Source organism: Chelativorans xinjiangensis, assembly GCF_009812055.1.
Classification (GTDB): domain Bacteria; phylum Pseudomonadota; class Alphaproteobacteria; order Rhizobiales; family Rhizobiaceae; genus Chelativorans; species Chelativorans xinjiangense.
Map to the genome: position 1 here is coordinate 23032 of NZ_WQNH01000043.1, position 22432 is coordinate 45463.

24 protein-coding genes and 1 pseudogene are annotated in these 22432 nt (G+C 62.6%); 12 read left to right on the plus strand and 13 right to left on the minus strand.

The features are described 5' to 3' along the window. Positions 1-15: 15 nt before the first annotated feature. Together GM910_RS21050 and GM910_RS21055 are read left to right on the plus strand one after the other, a co-directional pair. Positions 16-771, plus strand: coding sequence for a TIGR04290 family methyltransferase (locus GM910_RS21050; protein ID WP_159590939.1), 756 nt, complete (start codon positions 16-18; stop codon positions 769-771). A 73-nt stretch (positions 772-844) separates the two neighbouring features. Further along, a complete protein-coding gene (locus GM910_RS21055) occupies positions 845-1240 on the plus strand; it encodes a hypothetical protein (protein WP_159590942.1) in 396 nt (131 codons plus the stop codon). A 20-nt stretch (positions 1241-1260) separates the two neighbouring features. Here GM910_RS21055 and GM910_RS21060 read toward each other — a convergent pair whose 3' ends face one another. From GM910_RS21060 to GM910_RS21070, 3 genes are all read right to left on the minus strand, one after another. Further along, positions 1261-1593, minus strand: a complete 333-nt coding sequence (locus GM910_RS21060) for a hypothetical protein (protein ID WP_201285565.1) — start codon at positions 1591-1593, stop codon at positions 1261-1263. An 83-nt stretch (positions 1594-1676) separates the two neighbouring features. Beyond that, positions 1677-2705, minus strand: a complete 1029-nt coding sequence (locus tag GM910_RS21065; protein ID WP_159590945.1) for a Gfo/Idh/MocA family protein — start codon at positions 2703-2705, stop codon at positions 1677-1679. Next, positions 2702-3655, minus strand: a complete 954-nt coding sequence (locus GM910_RS21070) for an MDR/zinc-dependent alcohol dehydrogenase-like family protein (protein WP_159590948.1) — start codon at positions 3653-3655, stop codon at positions 2702-2704. The genes GM910_RS21065 and GM910_RS21070 overlap by 4 nt, the downstream gene beginning before the upstream one ends. 290 nt (positions 3656-3945) lie before the next feature. On the opposite strand from GM910_RS21070, the gene GM910_RS21075 reads away from it, so the two are divergent. Then, positions 3946-4530, plus strand: a complete 585-nt coding sequence (locus GM910_RS21075; RefSeq protein WP_159591010.1) for a sigma-70 family RNA polymerase sigma factor — start codon at positions 3946-3948, stop codon at positions 4528-4530. Between the two features lie 381 nt (positions 4531-4911). On the opposite strand, the gene GM910_RS21080 is transcribed toward GM910_RS21075, so the two are convergent. The 3 genes from GM910_RS21080 to GM910_RS21090 are packed head-to-tail and all read right to left on the minus strand — an operon-like array spanning position 4912 to position 5884. Continuing rightward, positions 4912-5070 (minus strand): hypothetical protein, encoded by a 159-nt coding sequence (locus tag GM910_RS21080; RefSeq protein ID WP_159590951.1) that lies wholly within the window; start codon positions 5068-5070, stop codon positions 4912-4914. Between the two features lie 29 nt (positions 5071-5099). Then, complete coding sequence (locus tag GM910_RS21085) at positions 5100-5495, minus strand: hypothetical protein (RefSeq protein WP_246226250.1); 396 nt, start codon at positions 5493-5495, stop codon at positions 5100-5102. Positions 5496-5545: 50 nt separating this feature from the next. Next, complete coding sequence (locus GM910_RS21090; RefSeq protein ID WP_159590957.1) at positions 5546-5884, minus strand: ElaB/YgaM/YqjD family protein; 339 nt, start codon at positions 5882-5884, stop codon at positions 5546-5548. 151 nt (positions 5885-6035) lie between these two features. Here GM910_RS21090 and GM910_RS21095 point away from each other — a divergent pair, with 151 nt between their 5' ends. Together GM910_RS21095 and GM910_RS21100 are read left to right on the plus strand one after the other, a co-directional pair. Beyond that, entirely contained in the window at positions 6036-6194 is a 159-nt protein-coding gene (locus GM910_RS21095; protein WP_425482713.1) for a hypothetical protein, read from the plus strand. 258 nt (positions 6195-6452) lie between these two features. Next, entirely contained in the window at positions 6453-8999 is a 2547-nt protein-coding gene (locus GM910_RS21100) for an SPW repeat domain-containing protein (RefSeq protein ID WP_159590960.1), read from the plus strand. A 22-nt stretch (positions 9000-9021) separates the two neighbouring features. Here the strand turns inward: GM910_RS21100 and GM910_RS21105 are convergent, their stop codons facing one another. From GM910_RS21105 to GM910_RS21130, 6 genes are all read right to left on the minus strand, one after another. Further along, positions 9022-9372 carry a hypothetical protein gene (locus tag GM910_RS21105; protein ID WP_159590963.1) on the minus strand — a complete coding sequence of 117 codons (351 nt, stop codon included), beginning with the start codon at positions 9370-9372 and terminating at the stop codon, positions 9022-9024. A gap of 21 nt (positions 9373-9393) precedes the next feature. Further along, a complete protein-coding gene (locus GM910_RS21110; protein WP_159590966.1) occupies positions 9394-11937 on the minus strand; it encodes a cbb3-type cytochrome c oxidase subunit I in 2544 nt (847 codons plus the stop codon). After that, positions 11934-12110 (minus strand): hypothetical protein, encoded by a 177-nt coding sequence (locus GM910_RS21115; protein WP_159590969.1) that lies wholly within the window; start codon positions 12108-12110, stop codon positions 11934-11936. Before GM910_RS21115 ends, GM910_RS21110 begins: the two co-directional genes overlap by 4 nt. A 5-nt stretch (positions 12111-12115) precedes the next feature. Continuing rightward, a complete protein-coding gene (locus tag GM910_RS21120) occupies positions 12116-13108 on the minus strand; it encodes a cytochrome c oxidase subunit II (protein WP_159590972.1) in 993 nt (330 codons plus the stop codon). Beyond that, positions 13105-14154: a c-type cytochrome gene (locus GM910_RS21125; protein WP_159590975.1), complete on the minus strand. Its 1050-nt coding sequence runs from the start codon at positions 14152-14154 to the stop codon at positions 13105-13107. The genes GM910_RS21120 and GM910_RS21125 overlap by 4 nt, the downstream gene beginning before the upstream one ends. A gap of 79 nt (positions 14155-14233) precedes the next feature. Further along, the gene (locus GM910_RS21130; protein ID WP_159590978.1) at positions 14234-14833 is read right to left on the minus strand and encodes a cytochrome c oxidase assembly protein; all 600 of its coding nucleotides are present in this window, start codon (positions 14831-14833) and stop codon (positions 14234-14236) included. 193 nt (positions 14834-15026) lie between these two features. On the opposite strand from GM910_RS21130, the gene GM910_RS21135 reads away from it, so the two are divergent. The 3 genes and pseudogenes from GM910_RS21135 (at position 15027) to GM910_RS21145 (ending at position 18088) form a co-directional block, all read left to right on the plus strand. After that, a complete protein-coding gene (locus tag GM910_RS21135; protein ID WP_159590981.1) occupies positions 15027-16079 on the plus strand; it encodes an AI-2E family transporter in 1053 nt (350 codons plus the stop codon). 131 nt (positions 16080-16210) lie between these two features. Beyond that, the gene (locus tag GM910_RS21140) at positions 16211-16963 is read left to right on the plus strand and encodes a tellurite resistance TerB family protein (RefSeq protein ID WP_159590984.1); all 753 of its coding nucleotides are present in this window, start codon (positions 16211-16213) and stop codon (positions 16961-16963) included. A gap of 196 nt (positions 16964-17159) precedes the next feature. Continuing rightward, positions 17160-18088 (plus strand): annotated as a pseudogene (locus GM910_RS21145) (threonine ammonia-lyase). A gap of 51 nt (positions 18089-18139) precedes the next feature. On the opposite strand, the gene GM910_RS21150 reads toward GM910_RS21145, so the two are convergent. Continuing rightward, entirely contained in the window at positions 18140-18631 is a 492-nt protein-coding gene (locus tag GM910_RS21150; RefSeq protein WP_159590987.1) for a MarR family winged helix-turn-helix transcriptional regulator, read from the minus strand. 164 nt (positions 18632-18795) lie between these two features. Between GM910_RS21150 and GM910_RS21155 the strand changes: the two genes are divergently transcribed. From GM910_RS21155 to maiA, 4 genes are read left to right on the plus strand one after another with little or no spacing between them, the layout of a single operon-like run. Then, positions 18796-19746: an MBL fold metallo-hydrolase gene (locus GM910_RS21155; RefSeq protein ID WP_159590990.1), complete on the plus strand. Its 951-nt coding sequence runs from the start codon at positions 18796-18798 to the stop codon at positions 19744-19746. Between the two features lie 36 nt (positions 19747-19782). After that, positions 19783-21372, plus strand: coding sequence for an FAD-dependent oxidoreductase (locus tag GM910_RS21160; RefSeq protein WP_159591000.1), 1590 nt, complete (start codon positions 19783-19785; stop codon positions 21370-21372). A 7-nt stretch (positions 21373-21379) separates the two neighbouring features. Beyond that, positions 21380-21577, plus strand: coding sequence for a DUF2783 domain-containing protein (locus GM910_RS21165; protein WP_159591002.1), 198 nt, complete (start codon positions 21380-21382; stop codon positions 21575-21577). After that, positions 21574-22212 carry a maleylacetoacetate isomerase gene (gene maiA, locus GM910_RS21170; RefSeq protein ID WP_159591012.1) on the plus strand — a complete coding sequence of 213 codons (639 nt, stop codon included), beginning with the start codon at positions 21574-21576 and terminating at the stop codon, positions 22210-22212. The genes GM910_RS21165 and maiA overlap by 4 nt, the downstream gene beginning before the upstream one ends. Positions 22213-22432: the final 220 nt, after the last annotated feature.

Sequence of the window (22432 nt, forward strand, 5' to 3'; positions counted from 1 at the left end):
TTGAAGGAGAGCCGAATGAATGTAGGCTTCCATCCGAAGCGGAAGGCGTCGATCCGCCAACGCATCGAGGAGCTGGCGCCGTGGTTTCACAACATGACCATCGGCGGCGTGGCGACTGCCCCCGACCATTTCCTCGGCGACTATCCGCGTTGCAAGTGGGAGAAATTCGCGCATGTCCTGCCGCAGGATATCGCCGGCTGCAGCGTCCTCGACATCGGCTGCAATGCCGGTTTCTACGCGATCGAGATGAAGCGGCGCGGTGCCGGTCTCGTCGTCGGGATCGACTCGAACCCGCGCTATCTGGCGCAGGCGGAGTTCGCCGCCACACAGGCCGGCATCGACCTCGAACTGCACCAGATGTCGGTCTACGACGTCGGCAAGCTGGGTCGCAAGTTCGATCTTGTCCTCTTTCTGGGGGTACTCTACCACCTGCGCCACCCGCTTCTGGCGCTCGACCTCATCCATGAGCATGTGGCGGGCGACCTGCTTCTCATGCAGTCTCTCCAGCGTGGCAGTGACACCGTGCCGGAGGTCCACGGCGACTACCCGTTCTCGGAATGGGAAGTGTTCGAGCAGGAAGATTTCCCGCGCCTCCACTTCGTCGAGCACCGCTATGCCGGTGACCCGACGAACTGGTTCATTCCCAATCGTGCCGCCGTGGAGGCCATGTTGCGCAGTGCCGGCTTCTGCATTGAGAAGCATCCGGAGCGCGAGGTCTATCTGTGCCGGCGCGGCGAGCGGCCGGAGATGGTCGAGCCGCCGCCGCTTTGACGCCCTGGATACTCTTGAAACAATCTCCCCCGCTTTCCCGTTTCCGTCCATAACAGGCACAAGGAACAGGGCAATGCAGTTCAACGATGTGCAGGTGCAGCGGCTCGACGCCGGCGACGGCTATTGGGCGGTGGTGACCTTTCGCGGCACCAGAGGCGAGACCATTGTCGTCCGTCTTCCACAGTCGGACGATGAGGTTAGAGAGAGCAGCGGCATGCTCGTCGGCAGCGCGCGCGCCGCCCTCCTTGACGCGGTGTCGGCAACCGAAGGCGAGGATCCGCTACCGTTGGCAGACGTCGAGGTCGATGCCTCGGGTCGCTCCATGGAGACGCCGATCGCGGCACCTTCGCTGGAAGAGAAAGACGACAATCCTTATCAGAGGCCGGGCGAAGCACTTCCCGGCTCGGAGGAAGAGTCAAACCTTCTGCGCAATCCGTCGCAGGAGAAAGGTCGCTTCGGCGAGGGATAGCATTTCAACCGTCAGCGCACTCAGCGGTCACGTCGACGCGCGGCAAGCGCCCTCTCGAGGCGGCGCGCCAACTGGAGCAGCCGTTCCGGGAGCAGCTCCATTATGGTCTCCCTGATGAGCAGGCGCAGGGACCGCGGCATCTTCTGCTCCTCGCCGCCAAGCCGCGAGAGCTCATGCCGCATCGCTTCGGCCACTTGATCGGCGGTCGGCGGGTGACCGCCCGCCTCGTCGTCGGCACCGAGCGGTGCTGCGGCGGGGTCGGGATATGAGACCTTGTCGCCCGCCCGCCCGTGATCGATGTCGTCGCGAAGCTGCTCGACCGTAGGCCGGTTGTTGCGGGGTCGGGACTGCATGCCTGCCCAACCGCCAAACGGTACAGATTGTTCGGGGAAGAGGATATATTTTCCAGTGGCGTGACGCGTTGCGCCAGCCAATGTCACCCATCTCGTCCGTAGATGCGGTCAAGAATCTCGGCCACGTCCATAAGTCTTTCGACGGAGGGATCGAAGCGATCGCTCCTGGCCAGCCGCGCCGCCCAGTCGACTGCGGCGCGTCCGCCCCACGCATCCGGCGGCCGGGCAAGTGTCTCACGCGCGGTGCCGCGGTATCGTTCGGCCGTGAAATCATAGAAAGAACCATCGATATTCCTCAGTACGGCACTGCCTTCCGCCCCATGGAAAGCGGCGGAAATGACGGCATCGCAGCCTGCCGAAAGGTGCCAGGAACAGGCGAGCCGGACCACTGTGTCTCCTTCGAGATCGATCGTCGCGACCGCATAGTCCTCAACGGTCCCAGTGCCGTCGCGTAGCGGCCTCCCGCGCGCGTGCAGCCTGCTCGACACCCCGTGGGCACGTGGGAAATCCAGGACCCACAGCGCCAGGTCGACCAGATGAACGCCAAGATCCATGACACAGCCGCCGCCCGAAAGCCTGGCATCATGGAACCAGGGCTTATCCGGCCCGTAGGCATTGTGAAACGTCATTTCCACCGCATGCACGCGTCCGATCCCACCGGAAGCGACCACGTTGCGGACCCGCCGCGCAGCCTCCGTAAAGCGGTACGACATGTCGACGCCGAGCAGCCGGTCGACCGCGCGTGCGGTATCGATGACGGAGCGCACCTCATCAGCCGTGCGCCCAAGCGGCTTTTGGCAGAAAACCGCGGCACCATGCCTGAGGGCACGGATGGTCTGCGGCGCGTGCAGGGCGCTCGGTGTGGCGATGACGAGGCCGTCGACGCCCACATCGAGCACGTCGTCGAGCGATCGCGCGATCGCGGCATCCGGCGCCAGTTCGGCTGCTCTCGCGGCGATTTCCGGCGACTGATCGGCTATCGCCACGGTCTCCGCGATACCGCTTTCGATGATCGCCTGCATCCTGTGCCGCCCTATCCATCCGACGCCGAGAAAGCCGACGCGTGGTTTGGCAAGGGTGTGGCGTGGATGTTTTGCCAGTGCGTCGTTCACATGACCACCATGGCTTTGAGGAAGCCGTGCGGCCTGTCCCGCGTCGCGTTCAGTGCCGCATCGAGGCGCTCCAGCGGATAGGCGTGCGTGAGCAGCGGCGCCGGATCGAGGCGCCCCTCGGCAACGGCCTCCACGGCCGCGCGCATGCCCTGGACATAGTTCGCCGGGTTGCGCTCATGGGCATTGATCACGTCGAGACCGCGCCAGTTCCAGAGCTGCATGTTGACCCGTCTTGGCCCGTCCTGGTGATAGCCGGCGATCACGAGACGGCCACGTTCCCTTGTCAGCTCCGCGGAAAGCTCCAGCGGGCGCGCCAGCCCCGTCGCCTCGACTACGCGGTCGCACAGCGTGCCACCGGTAATCTCCGAGATCCGGCCGATGACGGCAGCCGGGTCACCCGTGGCCATCGTTTCGGATGCTCCCATCTCGCGAGCCACTTCCAGTGCGAACGCACGTCGGGAGATGGCGATCACGCGCGCACCGGCTGCCGTTGCGAGCTGCGTGAGCAGCGCGCCGAGGAAGCCGATCCCGACGATCGCCACCGTCTGACCCGGCTCGATGCCGCTGCGGTGGAAGACGTTCATGGCACAGCCGAGCGGTTCGCCGGGAAAGGGCTGACCTGCAAAGGCCGGTGGCAACGGCACGACCGAGCTTGCCGGTCCGACATCGTATTCCGCATAGCTGCGATAGAAGAGCGCGGCCACACGGTCGCCAGGCCTTAGTCCCTCGACGTCTGGTCCGACTTCATCCACCACTCCCCAGCCCTCATGGCCGAGATCGCCGGGCTCAGTGGGAAACTGCATCCAGTCGGGACCGAACCACGGCCCAAGATTGGAGGCGCAGACGCCACAGCCTTCCAGGCGCACCCGCACCTCCCCGGCTGCGGGTTTCGGGATCGGCACCTCCTTGATCGCCACCCTGCCGGGCTCCGTCACGACAGCGCCGCGCATCGTTTTCTTGGCTCGGGGCAAAGGTATTCGACCAGATAGCACGGTGGGAGCGGATGCCATTTCGTTCGTTCGGTTCACTGATTCCGTTTCAGCCGAACAAGATGCTGCGGGAAATGTTCCGGAGGCGGAGTGGTGGAGCGGAACTTGTCACTCTTCCGCCCCCGGGCCGCGGCCCACTATCACGGTGTGTTACTTCCTCGGAACGCTATCGCTCACAACGCATTAACGGGAAGGGGTGAGACCGGGGGCCTGAGGTTTGGTTGTTACTCGAACCCACAGGAGGTTACGGTATGCTGCCGTCACCGCGCCCGCAAAATGGCGTTCCGACCCAGTCAGACAACGAAATAGTCGATCTTATTCCCGCACTCAGAGCCTTCGCCCGCACCTTATATCGTAATCGTTGCGATGCGGACGATCTGGTGCAGGAGACGCTGACCAAGGGGCTGGCGAACATCCACCGGTTTCAAGCAGGCACCAACATGAAGTCCTGGCTTTTCACCATCATGCGCAACACGTTCTACACGCGCGGCAAGATCGCCCGGCGTGAGGTGCCCGGCATTGAGGACTGTGCTTCCTTGCGCCCGGCGGTCGACCCGGAACAGGAATGGTCGGTGCGCGGGATCGAGGTGCGTGAAGCGGTCCAGCGACTTCCCGAGCAGCAACGCCAGGTGCTTGTGCTCGTCGGCGTTCTCGGTGTCAGCTATCAGGAGGCGGCGGAGATTTGCGGCTGTGCAATGGGAACGGTCAAGAGCCGCCTCAATCGCGCCCGCCTGCGGCTTCTCGATGAGCTGGGCGAGAATGCTCCCCGTGCGACCGTGGAGGCAACTGACGAACATCCCGTAGCTTCGATAAAGAGCAGCTCCTTCGTGGAGTGACGTTATTCCACAACACGCCTTGGCGCACGGAACGCCGCGTCAGTCGGCGCGGTCATACTTGTTCATGCCTCGGACTGGGGGAGAGTGGCGGATGCTATCGGCGCCTTGCGGTCTCCCGGCGTCGACGTTCTGCGAGTGCCGCCTGCAGTTCCATGGCCAAGGCCAGAACCCGCTCTGGAACAGACTCCTTTTCGATCTCTGTCAGAAGAAGCTGTATGTCCCGCGGGTAGACGTCAGGAGCTGTATACTTTCCGCCTTTGGATTCGTCCTTGCTCATGGCGGCATCTTAGAGGATCGGGCGCCGCGGCCAAATAGTTTATGAAATGGCGGCTTGCCGGCAATTGCTCCCCCGCCTCTCAAATTAAATCGATAAGTTTGAGTCTAGCGGCGATAGAGTTCGCGGGTAGCCTCGTCGCGTCTTCTACGCTCTTCCCTTTTCAGCCGCCGTCGCCTCAGAAGGGCGAATATGAATGCAGCCGCAAGGATGACAGGGCCGCCGGCGACGACGAAAAGCCACAGATAGTTCATCAGCGGTTCCACTGTCACCTCCCGGCTCGGGGACCTCCTCTTCAGTTGTCGCCTGACTGAAAGTTTTCCTGGTAGATTGCGTATCCGGCCAATGCCATGAACGGCAGGGCCAAAGCTCGAACACCGCCGGGACGAGCCAGAAGCGCGGGTAGCAAGGTCAGAACTACCTTCCCCGCGACCATATCCGCGTTGGCCCTCTGCCGTTGACGCAAGCGGCGGGCGCGCTGTCTCGCCCAAATTCTCAAGGTCACAACGGTCGCGAGAGACAGGACTGCGAATGCCGCGCCAAAGCCAACCGCCGCAGCTACATTCCCCCAACGTGCCGACGCCAGGATGTAGGCTGCGAAGACAAGGAAGCCCACAGCAACGAGCCCCAGCAAAGCCGCCGCGGCATAGAGCATCGCTATGAGACGCAATCTCCTTGCGGCGATTGACATCTCCCCCGCCACCATGGATGTGAGTGATCGCACCAGCATCGCCGGGCGCCTTACCGCCTCGTCGCAAGTGCAAGCAGGAAGCCGAGCCCGCCTGCGAGCACCAGAGAGCTGACCGGGCGCTCGCGGATCATTTGAGACACTCCCTGTCCCAGTTCCTCGGCGCTATTCCTGACGTTCTCCATCGCCGCTTCGCTCTGCGCACGCAATTGGTCCAACCCGTCACCCGCGGCCTTGCGAGCAGCGGGCCCGGATTGCTCACCCATCGCTTTCAAGTGATCCATGAGCTGAGCCACGTCGGTACGCAGTTGCTGGATATCGCTTTCGATATCGCGCGTCGATACACCCATCTTTCCCTCCGTTTTGCGGGATTTCCTGGTCGTGGTTGCCATCTGGAAGGTTCCTTTCTCACTGACAAAGCAACCCTTCACAGCAACTCCCAACACACAGCGATGTTCCCTTTCCAGTGTGACGGGAACATTCGGCGAGTGATTTGGTTGAGGGCTGCAGAGGTCGGCTATGCGGCTGAACAAGGAGGTTTTGATGAGCGCGACGGGGCTGGAGGTCTTCGACAAGACGCTGCAGACCACCAACATCTGGCTCGATGAAACCATGGAGGAGATGGGCCCCCAACGGCAGGTTGCATGGCAAGACGCTCTACGTGTCATGTGCCGTGTCCGCCATATACGGGAGAGGTTCTGATGCCCAAAAAGCTCTCCAGGAACAAAGCGAGACAGGGCCGCCGCGGTTTCCCCGTTCTCATCATATTGATCGTGGGGCTGCTGCTTGCGGGGCTCGTATGGTGGGGTGCTGAAATCTACGGCGTGGCAATCGAGCCCAGCAACCCTAGTGGTGATCCACAAACACCCCCGTGATCCCGTGATCGCCGCGCTCATCAAGTGACTGAAAACGTAGGATGAGTGCATCGCTCGCCACGGGGTGTCGTCAACGGGGTGTCGAATGGATAGTAGGCAAGACGTAGTCATCGTCACGGGAAGCAGCGGCTTCATCGGTTCCGTACTGATCGAGAAGCTGGCCGACCGCTTCGTGCCGGTCGGCCTCGACCTGTTTGTGCCGGAGCATCCACCGGCAGGCGCGGAGTACATCCGCATCGACCTGACGTCCGACGAGAGCGTCGACGAAACGCTGGAGCAAGTGCGGAAGCGCTATGGCGACCGCATCGCCTCGGTGATCCACCTGGCCGCCTATTTCGACCTCACCGGAGAACCGAACCCGAAATATGAAGCGGTGACCGTGCGCGGCACGGAGCGGCTGTTGCGGGCACTGCAGGATTTCGAGGTCGAGCAATTCGTCTTCTCGAGCACCATGCTCGTCCACGCCCCGGGTAAAGAGGGCCAGCCGATCGATGAGGACTGGCCGCTCGATCCGGAGCTCCCCTACCGTGCCTCGAAAGTTAAGACGGAAAAGCTGATCCGCGAGCAGCGGGGCCACATTCCGGCCGTGATGGTGCGACCGGCCGGGGTTTATGACGACATGTGCCGCGCGACTTTTCTGGCGCATCAGATCGCCCGCATCCACGAGCGCCTGCTCATCAGCCATGTCTATCCAGGCGACTTGGACACCGGGCAGCCCTTCGTCCATCTCGACGATCTCTTGGACGCGCTTCTTGCGATCGTGGAGCGCAGGAAAGAGCTGCCGGCGGAGCTGCCGCTTCTCATCGGCGAGACAGACACGCCGACCTTCGGCGAACTGCAGTGCGAGATCGGCCGTCTGATCCATGGCGAAGAGTGGGAGACGCGGCAGATCCCGAAGAGCCTCGCCCGCACCGGGGCGTGGGTGCAGGGCGAGGTGCTGGATCAGGATCCGTTCATTCGGCCGTGGATGGTCGACATCTCGGACGACCATTACGAGCTAGACATCTCGCGCGCCAGAAAACTCCTGGGCTGGGAACCGACGCATTCCCTGCGCGACACCCTGCCGAGGATGATCGACGCGCTGAAGGCCGACCCTGCGCGCTGGTACAAGACCAACAAGCTCAATCCGGCCTCGGTGGCGGCAGAGCAGGTCGAGACGGAGGAGCGCGAAGAAGGAGAAGAAGAGGCAGGCCCCGAGCATCAGGGGGCCATGCGCGAGCACATGCAGCACATGCGCATGATGCATTTCGACATGCTCTGGGTGCACTTCCTCAACATGCTGCTCGGCCTCTGGCTGGCGACGAGCCCCTTCGTCTTTGGCACCTTCGGTGCCGACACCTTCAATGAAGCGGTCATGCGCGTAACGGAGGAGCGCGGCCTTTGGGATCCCTCGTTGCGCAATTCGCTCACCGCCTGGAGCGACCTCTTGAGCGGCATCCTTATCATGGGATTCTCCGCGCTTGCGCTCTCGCCACGCCTGAGCTGGGCGCCATGGGCCAACACCGCGGTCGGCATATGGCTTCTGTTCGCGCCGCTCTTCTTCTGGGCGCCGAGTGCAGCCGTCTATGCCAACGACACCTTTGTGGGCGCGCTCGTCATCACCTTCTCCATCCTGGTGCCGATGATGCCGGGCATGAGCCACGAGGGCATGATGGACCAGTCCGACATGCCGCCCGGCTGGACATATTGCCCATCCACCTATCTGCAGCGCCTCCCCATCATCGCGCTAGGCGCCATCGGCTTCGTCATCGCACGCGCGCTCGCCGCCTATCAGCTTGGGCATATCGATTATGTGTGGGAGCCGTTCTTTGCGGGAGAGGGCGACCGCAATGGCACAGAGTTCATCATCACGTCCGACGTGTCAAAGGCCTGGCCGATCGCCGACGGCGGTCTGGGCGCGACCAGCTACATGTTCGAGATCCTTATGGGGGTGATGGGCGGGCGGTCGCGCTGGCGCACCATGCCTTGGATGGTGCTTCTGTTCGGCATCGTCGTGGTGCCGCTCGGCGTCGTCTCCATCTATTTCATCATCGTCCAGCCGATCATGATCGGCACCTATTGCACACTATGCCTCGCTGCGGCGCTCGCCATGCTGATCATGATCCCCTTCGCGCTCGACGAGTTGGTGGCGATGGGCCAATTCCAGGTCGCCAACACCCGCCGCGGCCGTCCCTTCTGGCGCTCCTTCTTCATGGGCGACGCCCTGCCGGGGAGCGGCAAGGACACGGATCGGCCCGGCTTCGACGTGCCGATTGGCGAACTTGTCCGTTCGGCCGCGCGCGGCATTACAGTGCCCTGGACGCTGGTCGCCAGCTCGGTGCTTGGCGCCTGGCTGATGTTCAGCCGACTGGTCTTCGGCACCGAACCGCCGATGGCCGACAGCGATCACCTGGTGGGTGCGCTGGTCACCACCGTTGCCGTCATGGCCATGGCCGAGGTGGCGCGGCTGCTGCGCTTCATCAACGTCGCCTTCGGCCTCTGGCTGATCGCGGCCCCCTGGCTCCTGACCGGCGGCGGCACGCTGGCAGCGGCGCACGGCGTCTTCGCCGGCTTGATCCTGATCGCGCTAAGCTTGCCGCGCGGCGCCCGGAGCCAAGAACATTATGGCGGCTGGGATCGCTACGTCTTTTAGGCGCGTGCCGATGAACGCCCGGTCATGCGCAGGCACTCAGTAAGAAGGCCGTTAGACCGGTCCAGATGACCGCCGCCATGCCCAGTACGGCCATGAGGCGCGCTATGAAGTCGTAGGTCGCGCGATCTTCTACGTCCGCCGGCAGCCCCAGCAGTCGCGCTGTGGGCTTCTGCCAGACCAGAAACGCGAGCACGACGAGCACCGCTACGCCAGTGATGGCAAGGACGAGACCGGAGACCAGCGACGGCGGGGCACCAAACCTGCACATCAGCGTATGGACGACATAGACGAAAGTGAATTGTATCCCCCACATGAGCAGTCCGGCGAGCAGGTAGCAGAGGGTGCCGAGCGTTGAAGATTGCCTTGTCCGCATGACTTCATCCCTGAAAATCGATCATACGGCCACCCTGGGAAAGCCATGCACCAGAATGAGCCCGGCCACGAGCTGGGCGGCCGTGTAGTAATAGAGGATGGCGCCGTTCTCGATGCTGACGCGGCGCTCGCGGTTGAGCTTGCCGGTGAGATAGCGTGCGGTGGCAAAGCCGAGCAGGACAACGATGGCAAAGCCGAGCTGGGCGTTGAGCGCGCTGCCCATGAAAACCATGGCCGAATAGGCGTTCTCTGTCGGCCGCAGCCCGGTGAGCCAGTGGCCGGCGATCTCCAGCGCTATCGCCGAGGTCAGACAGATGGCGGCGGCGGCGATCGCCCAGGGCAGCGCGGCATTCCTTCCACCCGGTTCCGGCAGGAGGCGCGTTGCCGCAACCATGCTTGCGGTCCCGGCGACGGCAAGTGCCGCACTTCCGAGTGGCCAGCTTGGCGCCGGCAGCATCGGCGATCCCACGGGCGCCCAAACCTCCGGCGAGACGACCCAGAGATAGAGATAGGAAAAGACATAGGCGGTGTAGAGAGACGCTATGACGATGATCAGCACAACCATCGCCCACCAGGAATGGGACCGGGGCCCGGCCATGTAGGTGGGAAGGCTGATCCCGCCGCCAATGTCGACCGGTTTCCGTCCCGGGCTGGGGTCGAGGCTCCACGTCCAGGCGAGGCAGGCGGCAATGGCAACGACCCCGCAAATGATCGCGGGAACGACCAGCTTGATGGTCAGCAGGAGGAAAAAGCCGGCGGTGAAGACCGCCGCGGTCACGTGCGTCCAACTCGGCCCTGGCATGCGGAGGATATATTCGGGTTCCGCCTCGATCGGGCTCGTCACGATGGTCTCGCGACCGCCGGTCGGCGCGTTGGGCAGAAAGTGGTGGCCTTCCTCGACCTGGCGTTCCAGGCCTGGCTGCTCCCAAAGCGGTTCACGGCTGGTGATCAGAGGTATGCTGCGCGTCGAGTAGATGTCGCTGGGCAGCCATTCGAGTGAACCCGCCTTCCACGGGTTGCCCTCTCCACCTGCAGATGTCGGCCTGAAATTAAGTGCCAGGTCCAGCAGGAAGAGCAGGACGCCGGCGGCGAGCATGTAGGCACCCGCAGTGGAGATCATATTCAGTGTGTCCCATCCGACGCCCTCGGGGTAGGTCCAGACACGGCGCGGCATGCCGCGCAATCCCGTCAGGTGCATGGGGAAGAACGCCACGTTGAAACCGACAAACATAAGCCCGAAGACCCAGCGTCCGAGCTTTTCGGAAAGCTGTTTCCGGCTGGCCATCGGTGCCCAATAGTAGAAAGTGGCGAACAGAGGGAATACCATGCCGCCGATCAGCACGTAGTGGAAATGGGCGACGACGAAGTAGGTGTCGTGAACCTGGAGGTCGATCGGTACCAGCGCCACCATCACGCCGGTAAGCCCGCCGATGGTGAAGATGAACAGAAATCCGAGGACGAACAGGGAAGGCGTGGTGATACGAAAACGCCCTTTGCTGCCTGCGATTGTGGCGATCCAAGCGAACATCTGTATGCCGGACGGGATGGCGACGGCCATGCTGGCGGCGGAGAAGAAACCGAGGCTGAGAGCGGGGATGCCGGTGGTGAACATGTGATGTACCCACAGCCCGAAGCTGAAGAAGCCGGTTCCGATCAAGGCGACGACGATCGGCCGGTAACCGACCAGCGGCCGGCCGGCCATGGTCGGCACGATCATGGAGACAAGGCCGGCCGCCGGCAAAAAAATGATGTAGACCTCGGGATGGCCGAAGAACCAGAAGAGGTGCTGCCACAAGAGCGGGTCGCCGCCCTTGGCAGCGGTGAAAAAGGGCCAGCCGAAGGAACGTTCGATCTCCAAAAGCATGGTTCCGAAGATCACAGCCGGAAAGGCAAGCATGATCATCGCCGCGAAGATGAGCATTGCCCAGGCGAAAATGGGCATCTTCGCCAACGACATGCCGGGCGGTCGCGTGCGCAGGGTCCCAACCACAATCTCGATCGCTCCGGCGATTGCCGATATTTCGATGAACCCTATGCCAAGTAGCCAGAAATCGGCATTATCGCCGGGGGAGAACTCCTTGAGCGTGAGCGGCGTGTACATGAACCAGCCGCCTCTGGGCGCCAGGCCATAGAACACAGTCGAGAAGAACACGAGACCGCCGATAATATACGCCCAGACGGCAAAGGCGCTGAGTCGGGGAAAGGGCAGGTCGCGGGCGGCCAGCATCTGCGGCAGAAGCATCACGCCCAGCGCCTCCATGGCCGGTACGGCAAAGAGAAACATCATCGTGGTGCCGTGAACCGTGAAGATCTGGTTGTAGAGGTCCTGGTTCAGAAACGTGTTTTCCGGCACCGCAAGCTGCGTGCGTATGAGAACGCCCAAAGCGCCTGCCAGCAGGAAGAAGAGAAGCGCAGCCGCGATGTAAATCAGGCCAATGACCGTATTGTTGACGGCCGTTACGATGCGGAACCCTTTGGGTGTAGCCCAGGCCCGCAACAGGTCATCCACCTCGCTTTGCGGTCTCGGTGCCGGGTTGGGTAGACTTTTTTCGTCAGAAGCTGTCATGACGACTGCCTCAACGCGTACTGCATCCCGATAGCAGCGTGGCCGATGCCGGTAGTGTCTGTGGTGGCGTCGGCATAGTGGGTAAGGCGAGCGCCCGCCACCCACACCGCGACCGCCGCGCTCGCGAAGAGCAGGAAATTGAGAGGGAGGCTGAGCGCGGTGAAGTCAAACATTCATCTTACTTCAGGCTGGAGAGATAGGCGGAGAGAGCCTCCAGTTGTTGCGGCGTGAAGACGTCGAACTCCGGCATGAGGTTCTCGGGCTTTATGTGCTGGTTTTCCGCGATCCAGCGGGCGAAAGCTTCTTCATCGTTGGGCAACGTGGCCGCCGCCAGCGATCTTCGACTGCCGACATGGGTGAGATCGGGTGCGATCACGCCCCGCGCCTCGGTTCCGCGCACCGTGTGGCAGGCGCCGCAACCGCTGGTCATGAATAGCCGCTCTCCCAGGCGTTCCTGCTCGGTTTGCGGCGTCCGTGCGTCTGCCGCTTCCCTCGACAGCCACGCCCGATAGTCCTTTGGCGGAAGAGCGACGACGTAAAACGCCATCAGTGCGTGGGCGCCGCCACAATATTCGGCGCACTGGCCGCGGCTGGTGCCCGGTTCCGTGGCCTCAAGCGTGATGACGTTGGAGCGGCCGGGAATCATGTCCAACTTGCCGCCCAATTGCGGCGCCCAGAAGCTATGGATCACGTCCGCCGTTTCGAGGCGCACGGAAATGGGTCGACCGACCGGAAGGCGCAGTTCGTTCGCGCTTGCGACCGTCTCGCCGTTCGGGAGATGGTAGATCACCTCCCACCACCACCTTTTGCCGACGATGGTGATGCTCGGCTCGCCCGAACGCTGGGTTCTGGCTACGCCGGCCTGCAGCAGCGTGGAGCCCTGCACCAACAGGTAGGTCAGCACAAGAACCGGCAGGACGATGCCACCAAGGAGCACCGCCCTTTCCCGGCTGAGCAGGTCTTTCCACGTTGGCGGCCCCCACAAGGCGAACATGATGGCGATAATGACAAGGATCGTCACCGCTGCACTGACCGCGGTTGCGATCCAGAACAGAGAGCCGATTTCGCTGGCTTCACGGCCCCGCGAGACAAGTGCAGATTGCTCGCCCGTGCAGGCGGAGAGAACCAGCAGCAAAGCCGCGCCCGAACAGCGTTCCAGCACCCGTTTCATGGAGCACCCGTTGCGTCGGCGGGATGCGAGGCAGTGTCCACCGGCGTTTCGCGCTTAGAGGCGAAGTAGGCAGCGACCGCGTCGATGTCGGCTTGGCTGAGACGGCGCGCAATGGTGGTCATGATGCGGCCATAGGTGGTGCCCATGCGCCGACCGTCGCGCATCAGCGCCAGTTGGCGGGCGATATAGTCGCTGGAGAGGCTGTCGAGCCGCGGGAACCGGTCCGATGACCGCTCGGAGTGGCAGGCAAGACACGGAGGAATCTGGGCGCGTGCGGCCCCGGCCTTGGCAATTGCGCGGCCGCGTGCGATCTGCTGTTTGTCGCCATTCTCCGGCGGCGCGCGAAGTTTGTCGCTGAAACGACGGGCAAGCGCCTGCCGCTCATCCTCATCGAGCGCACGGGCGATGGGCTCCATCATGCCGCTCTGCCTCTGGTTGCGTCCATATTCGACCAGCGCACGCTCCAGATAGGCGCGTCGCTGTCCGTTCAAAGAGGGGACCAGGCCATCCACCGGTTTCGCGCCGGCGTCTCCGTGACAACCAGCGCAGAAGTCGACGCTGTTTCTCTCGGGGACGAGGAACCGCAAGGCTGATCCGGCATCGCTGGGCGTTTCCCGCCAGGTCACTGGCCGGCCGTCGTTTGCATTCGTTTCTGAAAGACGCGAGAGGAAGGCCACGAGCGCCCACACCTCGTCGTCGCGGCCCACGCCGGACCAGGCTGGCATGCCGGTGAATTTGAGCCCGTTTGCGATGATCCAGTATAGCTCCTCGGTGCTCCAGTCTTCCGCGGCATGATGGAGGGCGGGAGGTGGGGGATACATTGCACGCGCGACCGGATTTGGCTCCGCATTCGCCGTGCCGTGGCAGGGTGCGCATCCGAGTGTGAAGTGCCGGGAGCCAAGCTCGGCCAGCCCCTCGTCCGTAAGATCCGGTGTTTCCACCCCAGCGGCATGTGTCGCGACGGATCGGCGTAGTGCCAGCCTTAAAATGGCGTCCGTAACCGCAAAATGGGGTATCGAAGCACTGACGTTGTAGACGCCCGACAAGACGATTCCCGCAGCCAACGCCAGTCCGCCGGCTACGGCGATTACCAAGCCCGCCACCCAGCTTCTGCGCCACCACATCCTACAGCGGGTCTTGCAGGTGCGGCGCCGCTCGATGCGTCCAACCAGGGTGCCGATCGATGTAGGAAAGCCAATAAGCGGCGATGACGATTGCGGCGAGAACGTAGGTGAGGGGACAGACTATGAGCATGAGCAACCCGGCAAGTTGCTGGTCGGCCAGCTGAAGTGCAGGATCGGCAAATTGGCCGCGTTGCGTGTGCAAGGGCATGGTCGGATAGAGCGGTCGTGGCGCAAAGACGATGATGACGCCCAAGAGGCAAAAGATCTTCCCTGTCACCAGCAGTGCGGCCAAGGCACGCCAGCCGGTTCTAATCGCCGCGTCGACGACGCTGGCCCAGAACCAGAGCGCTGCGAGGAAGAGCGATGTGTGCATCAGCAACATGCCTTCGGCGGAGGCCGTTGCATAAGCCATGGGCACCGGCAGATGCCATCCCCACAACAGCGCCAGTTGCACCGCCGTAGCCGCGCCGATCGATGACGATGCCTTACGCCATATGAGCCTGTTTCGTTGAGCGAAGAGCGCAACAACGGGGGCAACCATGTTCATCGCGACGATGTGCGCGATCATGTGTTGGGTGATGAGGCCGGTCATCATGAGCATTCACCGCAACCCACAACCTCGCGGATTGTTCCCGCCACTCTGGCCATCGCAGGTAGAGGTGAAGCAGATCGGCGACACGGAACTTTTCCGTGCACGTTGCTGTTTGTGTTCGTGCATCTAACGTCGCCACGCTTGCGGGAATCGACGCTTTCCGCGGATGGATCGTTTGAGCGTTTTTCTGATGTGATATTGGATGGCAGAAAAGAACAGTAGGGATTTCGCGATTGTCCACTGGCAGTTGTTAACTGTTGGCTTGGTCATAGCTGCGGCATTGGCAGTCTGGAAATTGCGGGATCTGGTTCTTCTTGTTTTTTCTTCAATTATTGTATCGATTGCACTAACGAGCTTGGCTTCTTTCGTAGAGAGAAACGCACGTCTCAACAGAAGTGCATCGTTCACAATAGTATCGGCGGCAATCGTTGCGTTATTTGTAGTATTCTTCATTGTGCTTGGGTCCCAACTCCAGGAGCAACTGGCGCAGCTATGGAATCGGCTACCGGAACTCATCAGGCCCCTAGAGAGATGGCTGGGTGTTAGCGACACTGAAGCCTGGCTTGCGGAGCGCGCCGAGGCGATGATGTCCCAGACTTTCATGCTCGGCCGCATTGCGGGACTGTCGTCGGCGGCGGTGGGGCTGCTGGCGAACGTCGTCCTTGTTCTTGTCGCCGCTCTCTACATAGGTTATCGCCCGGAACTGTACCGATACGGTCTGCTCCTTCTATTTCCTCCGCGTTACCGCTCGCTTGCGGAGGAAACTCTCGATGTGATGGACATCGGCCTGCGGCGATGGCTGATGGGGCAACTGCTTGCCATGCTGGTCGTTGGGGTGCTGACCTACATCGGTCTTCGGTTTCTTGGTGTCCCGTCGGCCCTCGCTCTGGCCGTGATCGCGGGGGTGCTTGAATTCATTCCTTTCGCGGGTCCCGTCCTGAGTGCGGCTCCGGCAATCGCCATCGCTCTGGCCGAGGGGCCGCAACTCGCGCTGTGGGTTGGCGCTTTGTACCTTCTTATTCAACAGATCGAGGGGAATTTCCTGATTCCGCTGATACAGGAGCAGGTGGTCACGCTTCCGCCCGCGGTGACTCTCTTTGCGCTCCTCGCCTTTGGAATTCTTTTCGGGCCCTTCGGCGTCGTTCTGGCAACGCCGCTTGCTGTTCTCATGCTCATCGCGGTGAAACAGCTCTGGGTCCGAAACAGCCTTCATGAGGCGGTGGAGCTGCCGGGAGAAGACGTGGACGAGACTTGAAGACCGCCCAGCCGCTCTTCGCCCCGTCCGCAGCAGGGAGCGTGTCCGGCAACCGAACGATCCTGGAAATCTTGCGTCAACGTCCTTAGATGCAGGTCACCGGCCGATGCATCAGCGAAGGACTCTTCTCCATGGACATCAACAAGCTTCTCGAAGGCTTTCTGGGCTCCCCAAGGAGTGTGCATCCCCCCAAACAACCGGGACCCTTGCCGGTCGATCAAATCCGATCGGGCCTTCCAGGGGGGCTCGCAGGCGGGGCTGCGGCAGGTGGATTGCTCGCGCTCTTGCTCGGCACGAAAGCAGGACGCAAGCTTGGCGGAAAGGCGCTGAAGTACGGTGGTATGGCCGTCGTTGCCGGTCTCGCCTACAAGGCCTATCAGGACTGGAAGCAGAACAAGCCGTCGGGCAACGAGGCCGAGCCGCTCAATCTGCCGAAACCGCCCGATGGCAGTGGCTTTGACGTCGACCATGATCGGGATCACGAGGGACAGGATTTTCGGCTCGCGCTGATGCGCGCGGTGATCTCGGCGGCAAAATCCGACGACCATATCGACCAAGCGGAGCACGGCCACATTCGCGATCAGATCAAGGAAATGGGATTCGGCGCAGAGGAGAAGGCAGCCTTGCTCGACTATTTCTCGGCTTCCCCCGATCCCGTCGAAGTGGCGCAGCTTGCTCGAACCGACGCCCAGCGCGCCGAACTCTATCTCGCCTCCGCACTGGCCGTCGATCCGGACACGGCCGAGGAGCGGCGCTATCTCGACGAACTGGCGCGTCAGCTGGGAATGCCGGACGGGCTGCGCGATCATCTCGATCTCGAGGCAGCTGCGGCCCGGCGACAACTCAGCGATGCTGAGCGTTCGAGCGAAACAAAGTCAAGTTGACAGACATCTGTGGGGGATAACGCGCGCGTGGAGGTCGGCGTGACCTTTCAACCAATGTGATAGCTACTGCCGTAACGACTCAATCTGGCTTGCTATCGGAACACAGCCTCTTACTGTGGGCGAAATTCGTACTTGGAACAGGATTCATACAGTGCTTGAACTGCCCACTGCGGTCGATGTCGGCGATGCAGCCTGTATGATCTCTGGCGTGGCGTTTCGGACGCCACTTCTAGCCTCACCCGAGCTCGACACCATCACTGGAGCCAGGGTTTTTCTGAAGGCGGAGACGCTTCAGCGAACCGGTTCCTTCAAGTTCCGTGGCGCCTATAACCGGCTTTCACGCATTCCCGACGACCGTAAATCGGCCGGTGTCGAAGCAATGTCCTCTGGAAACCATGCGCTAGGCGTTGCCACAGCTGCCAAGTTGCTCGGCATCCGAGCCATCAACCTGATGCCGACGGACAGCCCCGCGACGAAACGGGAGCGCACGGCTGCGGCCGGCGCGGAGGTCATTCTGTTCGACCGCGAAGAGGACGACCGTGTTGCCATGGTCCGCGCTATCGCCGAGGAGCGTGGTGCCGTCGTCGTCCCGCATACGACGACTTCTTCATCATCGCCGGGCAGGGTAAGGTCGGCCGCGAGATTGTCGAAGACCTGAACAAGCTGAACCTCACGTCGGACGCGGTTCTCTTTCCGTGCGGAGGCGGCGGACTGCTCGCGGGGAATTCACTGGCTATCCACGAACAAGCACCGTCAACAAAGCTCTACTCCGTCGAGCCGGAAGAATTTGACGATCACGCGCGATCGTTCATCGCAGGCGAGCGGCTTGCCAATCAGAAGGCCTCCGGCTCACTCTGCGATGGACTGTTGGTCTCGACGCCAGGCGAACTCACGTTTTCGATCAATAAGCAGCATGTCATGGGGGGATTGGTCGTTTCGGAGGAAGAGGTAAAGCGGGCCGTTGCTTTCGCATTCCGTGAGCTGAAGCTGGTCGTGGAACCGTCCGGAGCGGCTGCACTTGCTGCTTTGCTGAACAGGGGCATCGATGTGAGGGGCCAAACGGTTGTCGCCGTTCTATCCGGCGGGAATGTCGATCCAGGTCTCTTTGCTGAACTCATATCCTGACGTGCTGCGGTATCGCCTATGTCATGATGGGCAGCGGCGGCACGCTCGCCATCATCTCTCGCTGTGCTTGGCGATGGGCTTGCTCTGAGAGTTCGGATCTTCCGTCCCGCTCAACATTGCGTCTTCGAGCGCGGTCAGGCCGCGTTCAAGCTGCTTCAGGCCGCTTGCGCCGAGAAGGCACGCGAGTTCCTCTTCGTAGTCCTGGGCCATTTTCGCCAAGTCGCGATAGCTGTGTAGGCCAAGAGCGGTTAGCTCCAGATGCTCGGTCCGGCGGTCGTTCTTGTCCTCGATCCTGCGCAGCCAGCGCCGTATTTCCAGGGCCTTGACCGCGCGGCTGACCTTGGTCTTGTGCATGGTCGAATGCGCACCGATCTCGGTTGCCGTCATGCGGCCATGGAAGCCGAGGGCCGCAAGGGCGCGCCACTCCGGCCGCGTCATCCGGTACTTTGCCTTGTACTGGGCGGCGAAGCGGAGACTGACCAGCTCTGCCGCCCTGTTGAGCCGATAGGGGAGAAAGGCTCCAAGGTCGAAATCCCCGCTCATGCCGGCCCCCATTTCCTGGTCTTGATAGTTGCAAAATCAACCGTTACGACCGTAACGAAATCTGCATTAGCGGGATTGCAGAGGAGGTGCAAGCGACGCTGGACGAAGCGGACAGGACAGCGGCGAGTGCAGAAGCTAAGGCCGGCGACAACCGGGAAGGAATCATGGCGAAACAATTCGCATCCCAAGGGGACATGACGGAAAAGACGATCTCCTTCACGGAGATAGGCCGTGACTTGTGGGCCTTTACCGCGGAGGGCGATCCCAATTCCGGCGTGATCATCGGCGATGATTCCGTGATGGTCATCGAGGCGCAGGCCACGCCGAGGCTCGCCGGCAAGGTAATCGAGAAGATCCGTTCGGTGACGGACAAGCCGATCACCCATCTCGTCCTCAGCCACTATCACGCCGTGCGCGTGCTTGGCGCCTCGGCTTTCGATGCGCCGAACATCGTCATGAGCGAGAAGGCCCGCGCCATGGTGGCCGAACGCGGAAAAGAGGATTGGGATTCGGAGTTCGGGCGTTTCCCGCGCCTCTTCGAGGGGCATGAGAGCATACCCGGGCTGACCTGGCCGACCACCACGTTTTCCGACCGCATGAGCGTCTATCTCGGCAAGCGCCGGGTCGACCTCATGTTCCTCGGCCGCGCCCACACTGCGGGCGACATCGTCGCCCATGTGCCGGACGCCAACGTGATGTTTACCGGCGACATCGTCGAGTACCATTCCGCCTGCTATTGCGGCGACGGGCATTTCGGCGACTGGCCGGCGACGCTGGAGGCCATCCGAGCCTTCGATCTCGACGCCATCGCGCCTGGCAGGGGGGATGCGCTGGTCGGCCGCGAAAAGGTGGACAGCGCTCTCGACCTCACCGCCGACTTCATCTGCTCCACCTATCGACCGGTGGCCCAGGCGGCGGTGCGCGGCGGCCCGCTCAAGGAGGCGTGGGAGGCCTGCCGGGCCGCCTGCGACCCGAAGTTCTCCAGCTATGCGATCTACGAGCACTGCCTGCCCTTTAATGTCGCGCGCGCCTATGACGAGGCGCAGGGTATCGATACGCCCCGCATCTGGACGGCGGCGCGGGACAAGGAAATGTGGGAGGCGTTGCAGGGCTGACATGCGCCGGCGCAGACCGGCGTTCGGGGAGGACGTATGCCGCGCTACCGGTACAGGCGCTTCGGATACACGGCTCCGCCGGAGCTTTCCGGCGGGCCCCGGCGCGACTGCAAGGTCGCCATCGTGGGCGCGGGACCGATCGGCCTTTCTCTTGCCATCGACCTGGCGCTCAGGGGCGTGGCCTCGATCGTGCTCGACGACAACGACGTCGTTTCGATCGGCTCGCGGGCCATCTGCTGGGCTAAGCGCACGCTCGAAATCTTCGACCGGCTGGGCGTCGGCGAGCGCATGGTGGAAAAGGGTATCATCTGGAAGGTGGGCCGGGTCTACCACCGCGAGCGCGAGCTCTACGCCTTTGACCTCCTGCCGGAGCCGGGGCACAAGATGCCGGCCTTCATCAACCTGCAGCAATACTACGTCGAAGAGTATCTGGTCGAGCGCGCACGCCAATTCCCCGAACTGATCGACCTGCGCTTCAAGAACAAGGTCGTCGGCATCGAGGACGGCAGCGGCAGAGCCACGCTCAAGGTGGAAACGCCCGACGGTGCCTATAAGCTGCATACCGGCTACATCGTCGCCTGCGACGGCGCGAAATCGCCCATCCGCTCAATGCTGGGGCTCGACTTCCGAGGGCAGCTCTTCGAGGAGCGCTTCCTCATCGCCGATATCGAGATGCAGGCGGATTTCCCTGCCGACCGGCGCTTCTGGTTCGAGCCGACCTTCCATGAGGGGGAGTCCGCCCTCCTGCACAAGCAGCCCGACGGCATCTACCGCATCGACCTTCAGCTCGGCTGGGACGCGGACCCGGAAGAGGAGAAGAAGCCGGAGAACGTCATCCCGCGCATAAAGTCCATCGTCGGCGAGCGGCCCTTCGAGATCGACTGGGTCTCGGTCTACACCTTCCAGTGCCGCCGGCTGGAGCACTTTGTCCACGGGCGCGTCATCTTCGCCGGCGACAGCGCGCATGTCGTCTCGCCTTTCGGCGCGCGCGGCGGCAATGGCGGCATCCAGGACGTCGACGCCCTCGGATGGCGGCTTGCGGCCGTGGTGAAAGGGGAGGCGCGGGAAGGCATCCTGGAGCGCTACAACGCTGAGCGCGCGCATGGCGCCGACGAGAACATCAGGAATTCGGCGCGCACCACCACCTTCATGACGCCGAAATCGGACATGGAAAAGATGATGCGCCGGGCGGTGCTCGACCTCGCCGCCGATATGCCGTTCGCGCGCCGGCTCATCAATTCCGGGCGCCTTTCGGTGCCGTGCTCGCTGGAACGGTTCTACGACATCGAGGCCATCGCGAACCCACCACCGCTTCCGCCTGGCCGGGTCGCGGTCGACACGCCGCTAGAAAAGCGTGGCGAGAGCACATGGCTCTTGAACCAACTCGACGACGGGTTCACGCTGGTCACCTTCGGCGACGAGGCCAAGCGAGAAATCGACGGTATCAGGCACCTCCGTGTCGGCGCAGATGGCGGCGATCTCCTTGACCGTGAAGGGTTCGCGCTCGAACGCTACGGCAGCGGCTTCTCCTATCTCTTCCGGCCGGATCAGCATATATGCGCGGTCCTCCGCGAGCCGACGGCGGAAGGCGTCCGGGCGGCGGTCGACAAGGAACTTGGCAGGTGAGGCGGCCATGAAAGATCTCGCGGACGACCGGCTCGGGACAGCGGGCGACGATTTCTACGAAGCGCTGCTGGAGGCGCATAAGGGCTTGAGCTTCGAGGAGGGTGCGGCCCTCAACGCGCGGCTGGTGCTGATCCTCGCCAACCGCATAGGCGATCTCGAAACTCTCAAGGCGGCGCTCGCCGCCGCGCGCAGGAGCAAGGAATAGTGGCTACGGTCCTCTACGACTACTGGCGGTCTTCCGCGAGCTACCGCGTACGCATCGCGCTCAACATGCTGGGCGAGGATTATGAGATCGTGCCTGTCGATCTCCTGGCACAAGCGCACAGGAGCGAGGAGCACTTGGCGCGCAACCCGCAGGGGCTGGTGCCGGCGCTCGAGATCGACGGGCGCATGCTCACCCAGTCGCTCGCCATCATCGAATACCTCGACGAGACCCGTTCGGCCGGCTTCCTGCCCAAGGATGCCGCGGGACGTGCCCATGTCCGCGCGCTGGCGGGTGCTATCGCCATGGAAATCCACCCCGTGTGCAACCTGCGCGTCGTCGCCCATGTGGCGGATCTGACCGGTGGAGGGGAGGAGGTTCGCAAGGCCTGGATGCAGAAGTTCATCGCTGAGGGCCTGCGCGCCTTCGAGGCCATGCTGGGCGTTGCCGGCGACTTCTGCCACGGCGACAGGCCGGGCATGGCGGATTTCTGCCTCGTGCCACAGCTCTACAACGCCCACCGCTGGGAGGTGGACCAGTCCGGGCTGGAACGGATCCAGAGGATCGGCCGGAACTGCTCCGAGATCGCCGCCTTCGCGGCTGCCCATCCTGACCGGATCGGGCCGCCCCCGTCATAGGACTGAGACGCACCGCGCGTCACGCCCCCTCGGAGCGTTTCATGCCTGCGTATCCAGCGTCATGGCGATTTGCGGCATGGATGGCAGTGGCGAGGAGGCGGCCTCGCAAGCGGTTCCGACCGATCGACGTTCTCTAGAGCATGTCCTGTGATCGATGAATCGATTGTGATGTGACGGCGACATTTTGTTCTGATTCAACCTCCATTTTGACGGAGGTGGA

Coding starts and splice junctions, on each gene's coding strand:
- GM910_RS21055 (WP_159590942.1), top strand. CDS start 845: ATGCAGTTCAACGATGTGCAGGTGCAGCGGCTCGACGCCGGCGACGGC.
- GM910_RS21060 (WP_201285565.1), bottom strand. CDS start 1,593: ATGCAGTCCCGACCCCGCAACAACCGGCCTACGGTCGAGCAGCTTCGC.
- GM910_RS21075 (WP_159591010.1), top strand. CDS start 3,946: ATGCTGCCGTCACCGCGCCCGCAAAATGGCGTTCCGACCCAGTCAGAC.
- GM910_RS21110 (WP_159590966.1), bottom strand. CDS start 11,937: ATGACAGCTTCTGACGAAAAAAGTCTACCCAACCCGGCACCGAGACCG.
- GM910_RS21090 (WP_159590957.1), bottom strand. CDS start 5,884: ATGGCAACCACGACCAGGAAATCCCGCAAAACGGAGGGAAAGATGGGT.
- GM910_RS21140 (WP_159590984.1), top strand. CDS start 16,211: ATGGACATCAACAAGCTTCTCGAAGGCTTTCTGGGCTCCCCAAGGAGT.
- GM910_RS21095 (WP_425482713.1), top strand. CDS start 6,036: ATGAGCGCGACGGGGCTGGAGGTCTTCGACAAGACGCTGCAGACCACC.
- GM910_RS21135 (WP_159590981.1), top strand. CDS start 15,027: ATGGCAGAAAAGAACAGTAGGGATTTCGCGATTGTCCACTGGCAGTTG.
- GM910_RS21100 (WP_159590960.1), top strand. CDS start 6,453: ATGGATAGTAGGCAAGACGTAGTCATCGTCACGGGAAGCAGCGGCTTC.
- GM910_RS21155 (WP_159590990.1), top strand. CDS start 18,796: ATGGCGAAACAATTCGCATCCCAAGGGGACATGACGGAAAAGACGATC.
- GM910_RS21150 (WP_159590987.1), bottom strand. CDS start 18,631: ATGAGCGGGGATTTCGACCTTGGAGCCTTTCTCCCCTATCGGCTCAAC.
- GM910_RS21070 (WP_159590948.1), bottom strand. CDS start 3,655: ATGCGCGGCGCTGTCGTGACGGAGCCCGGCAGGGTGGCGATCAAGGAG.
- GM910_RS21105 (WP_159590963.1), bottom strand. CDS start 9,372: ATGCGGACAAGGCAATCTTCAACGCTCGGCACCCTCTGCTACCTGCTC.
- GM910_RS21115 (WP_159590969.1), bottom strand. CDS start 12,110: ATGTTTGACTTCACCGCGCTCAGCCTCCCTCTCAATTTCCTGCTCTTC.
- GM910_RS21050 (WP_159590939.1), top strand. CDS start 16: ATGAATGTAGGCTTCCATCCGAAGCGGAAGGCGTCGATCCGCCAACGC.
- GM910_RS21120 (WP_159590972.1), bottom strand. CDS start 13,108: ATGAAACGGGTGCTGGAACGCTGTTCGGGCGCGGCTTTGCTGCTGGTT.
- GM910_RS21165 (WP_159591002.1), top strand. CDS start 21,380: ATGAAAGATCTCGCGGACGACCGGCTCGGGACAGCGGGCGACGATTTC.
- GM910_RS21130 (WP_159590978.1), bottom strand. CDS start 14,833: ATGCTCATGATGACCGGCCTCATCACCCAACACATGATCGCGCACATC.
- GM910_RS21160 (WP_159591000.1), top strand. CDS start 19,783: ATGCCGCGCTACCGGTACAGGCGCTTCGGATACACGGCTCCGCCGGAG.
- GM910_RS21085 (WP_246226250.1), bottom strand. CDS start 5,495: ATGTCAATCGCCGCAAGGAGATTGCGTCTCATAGCGATGCTCTATGCC.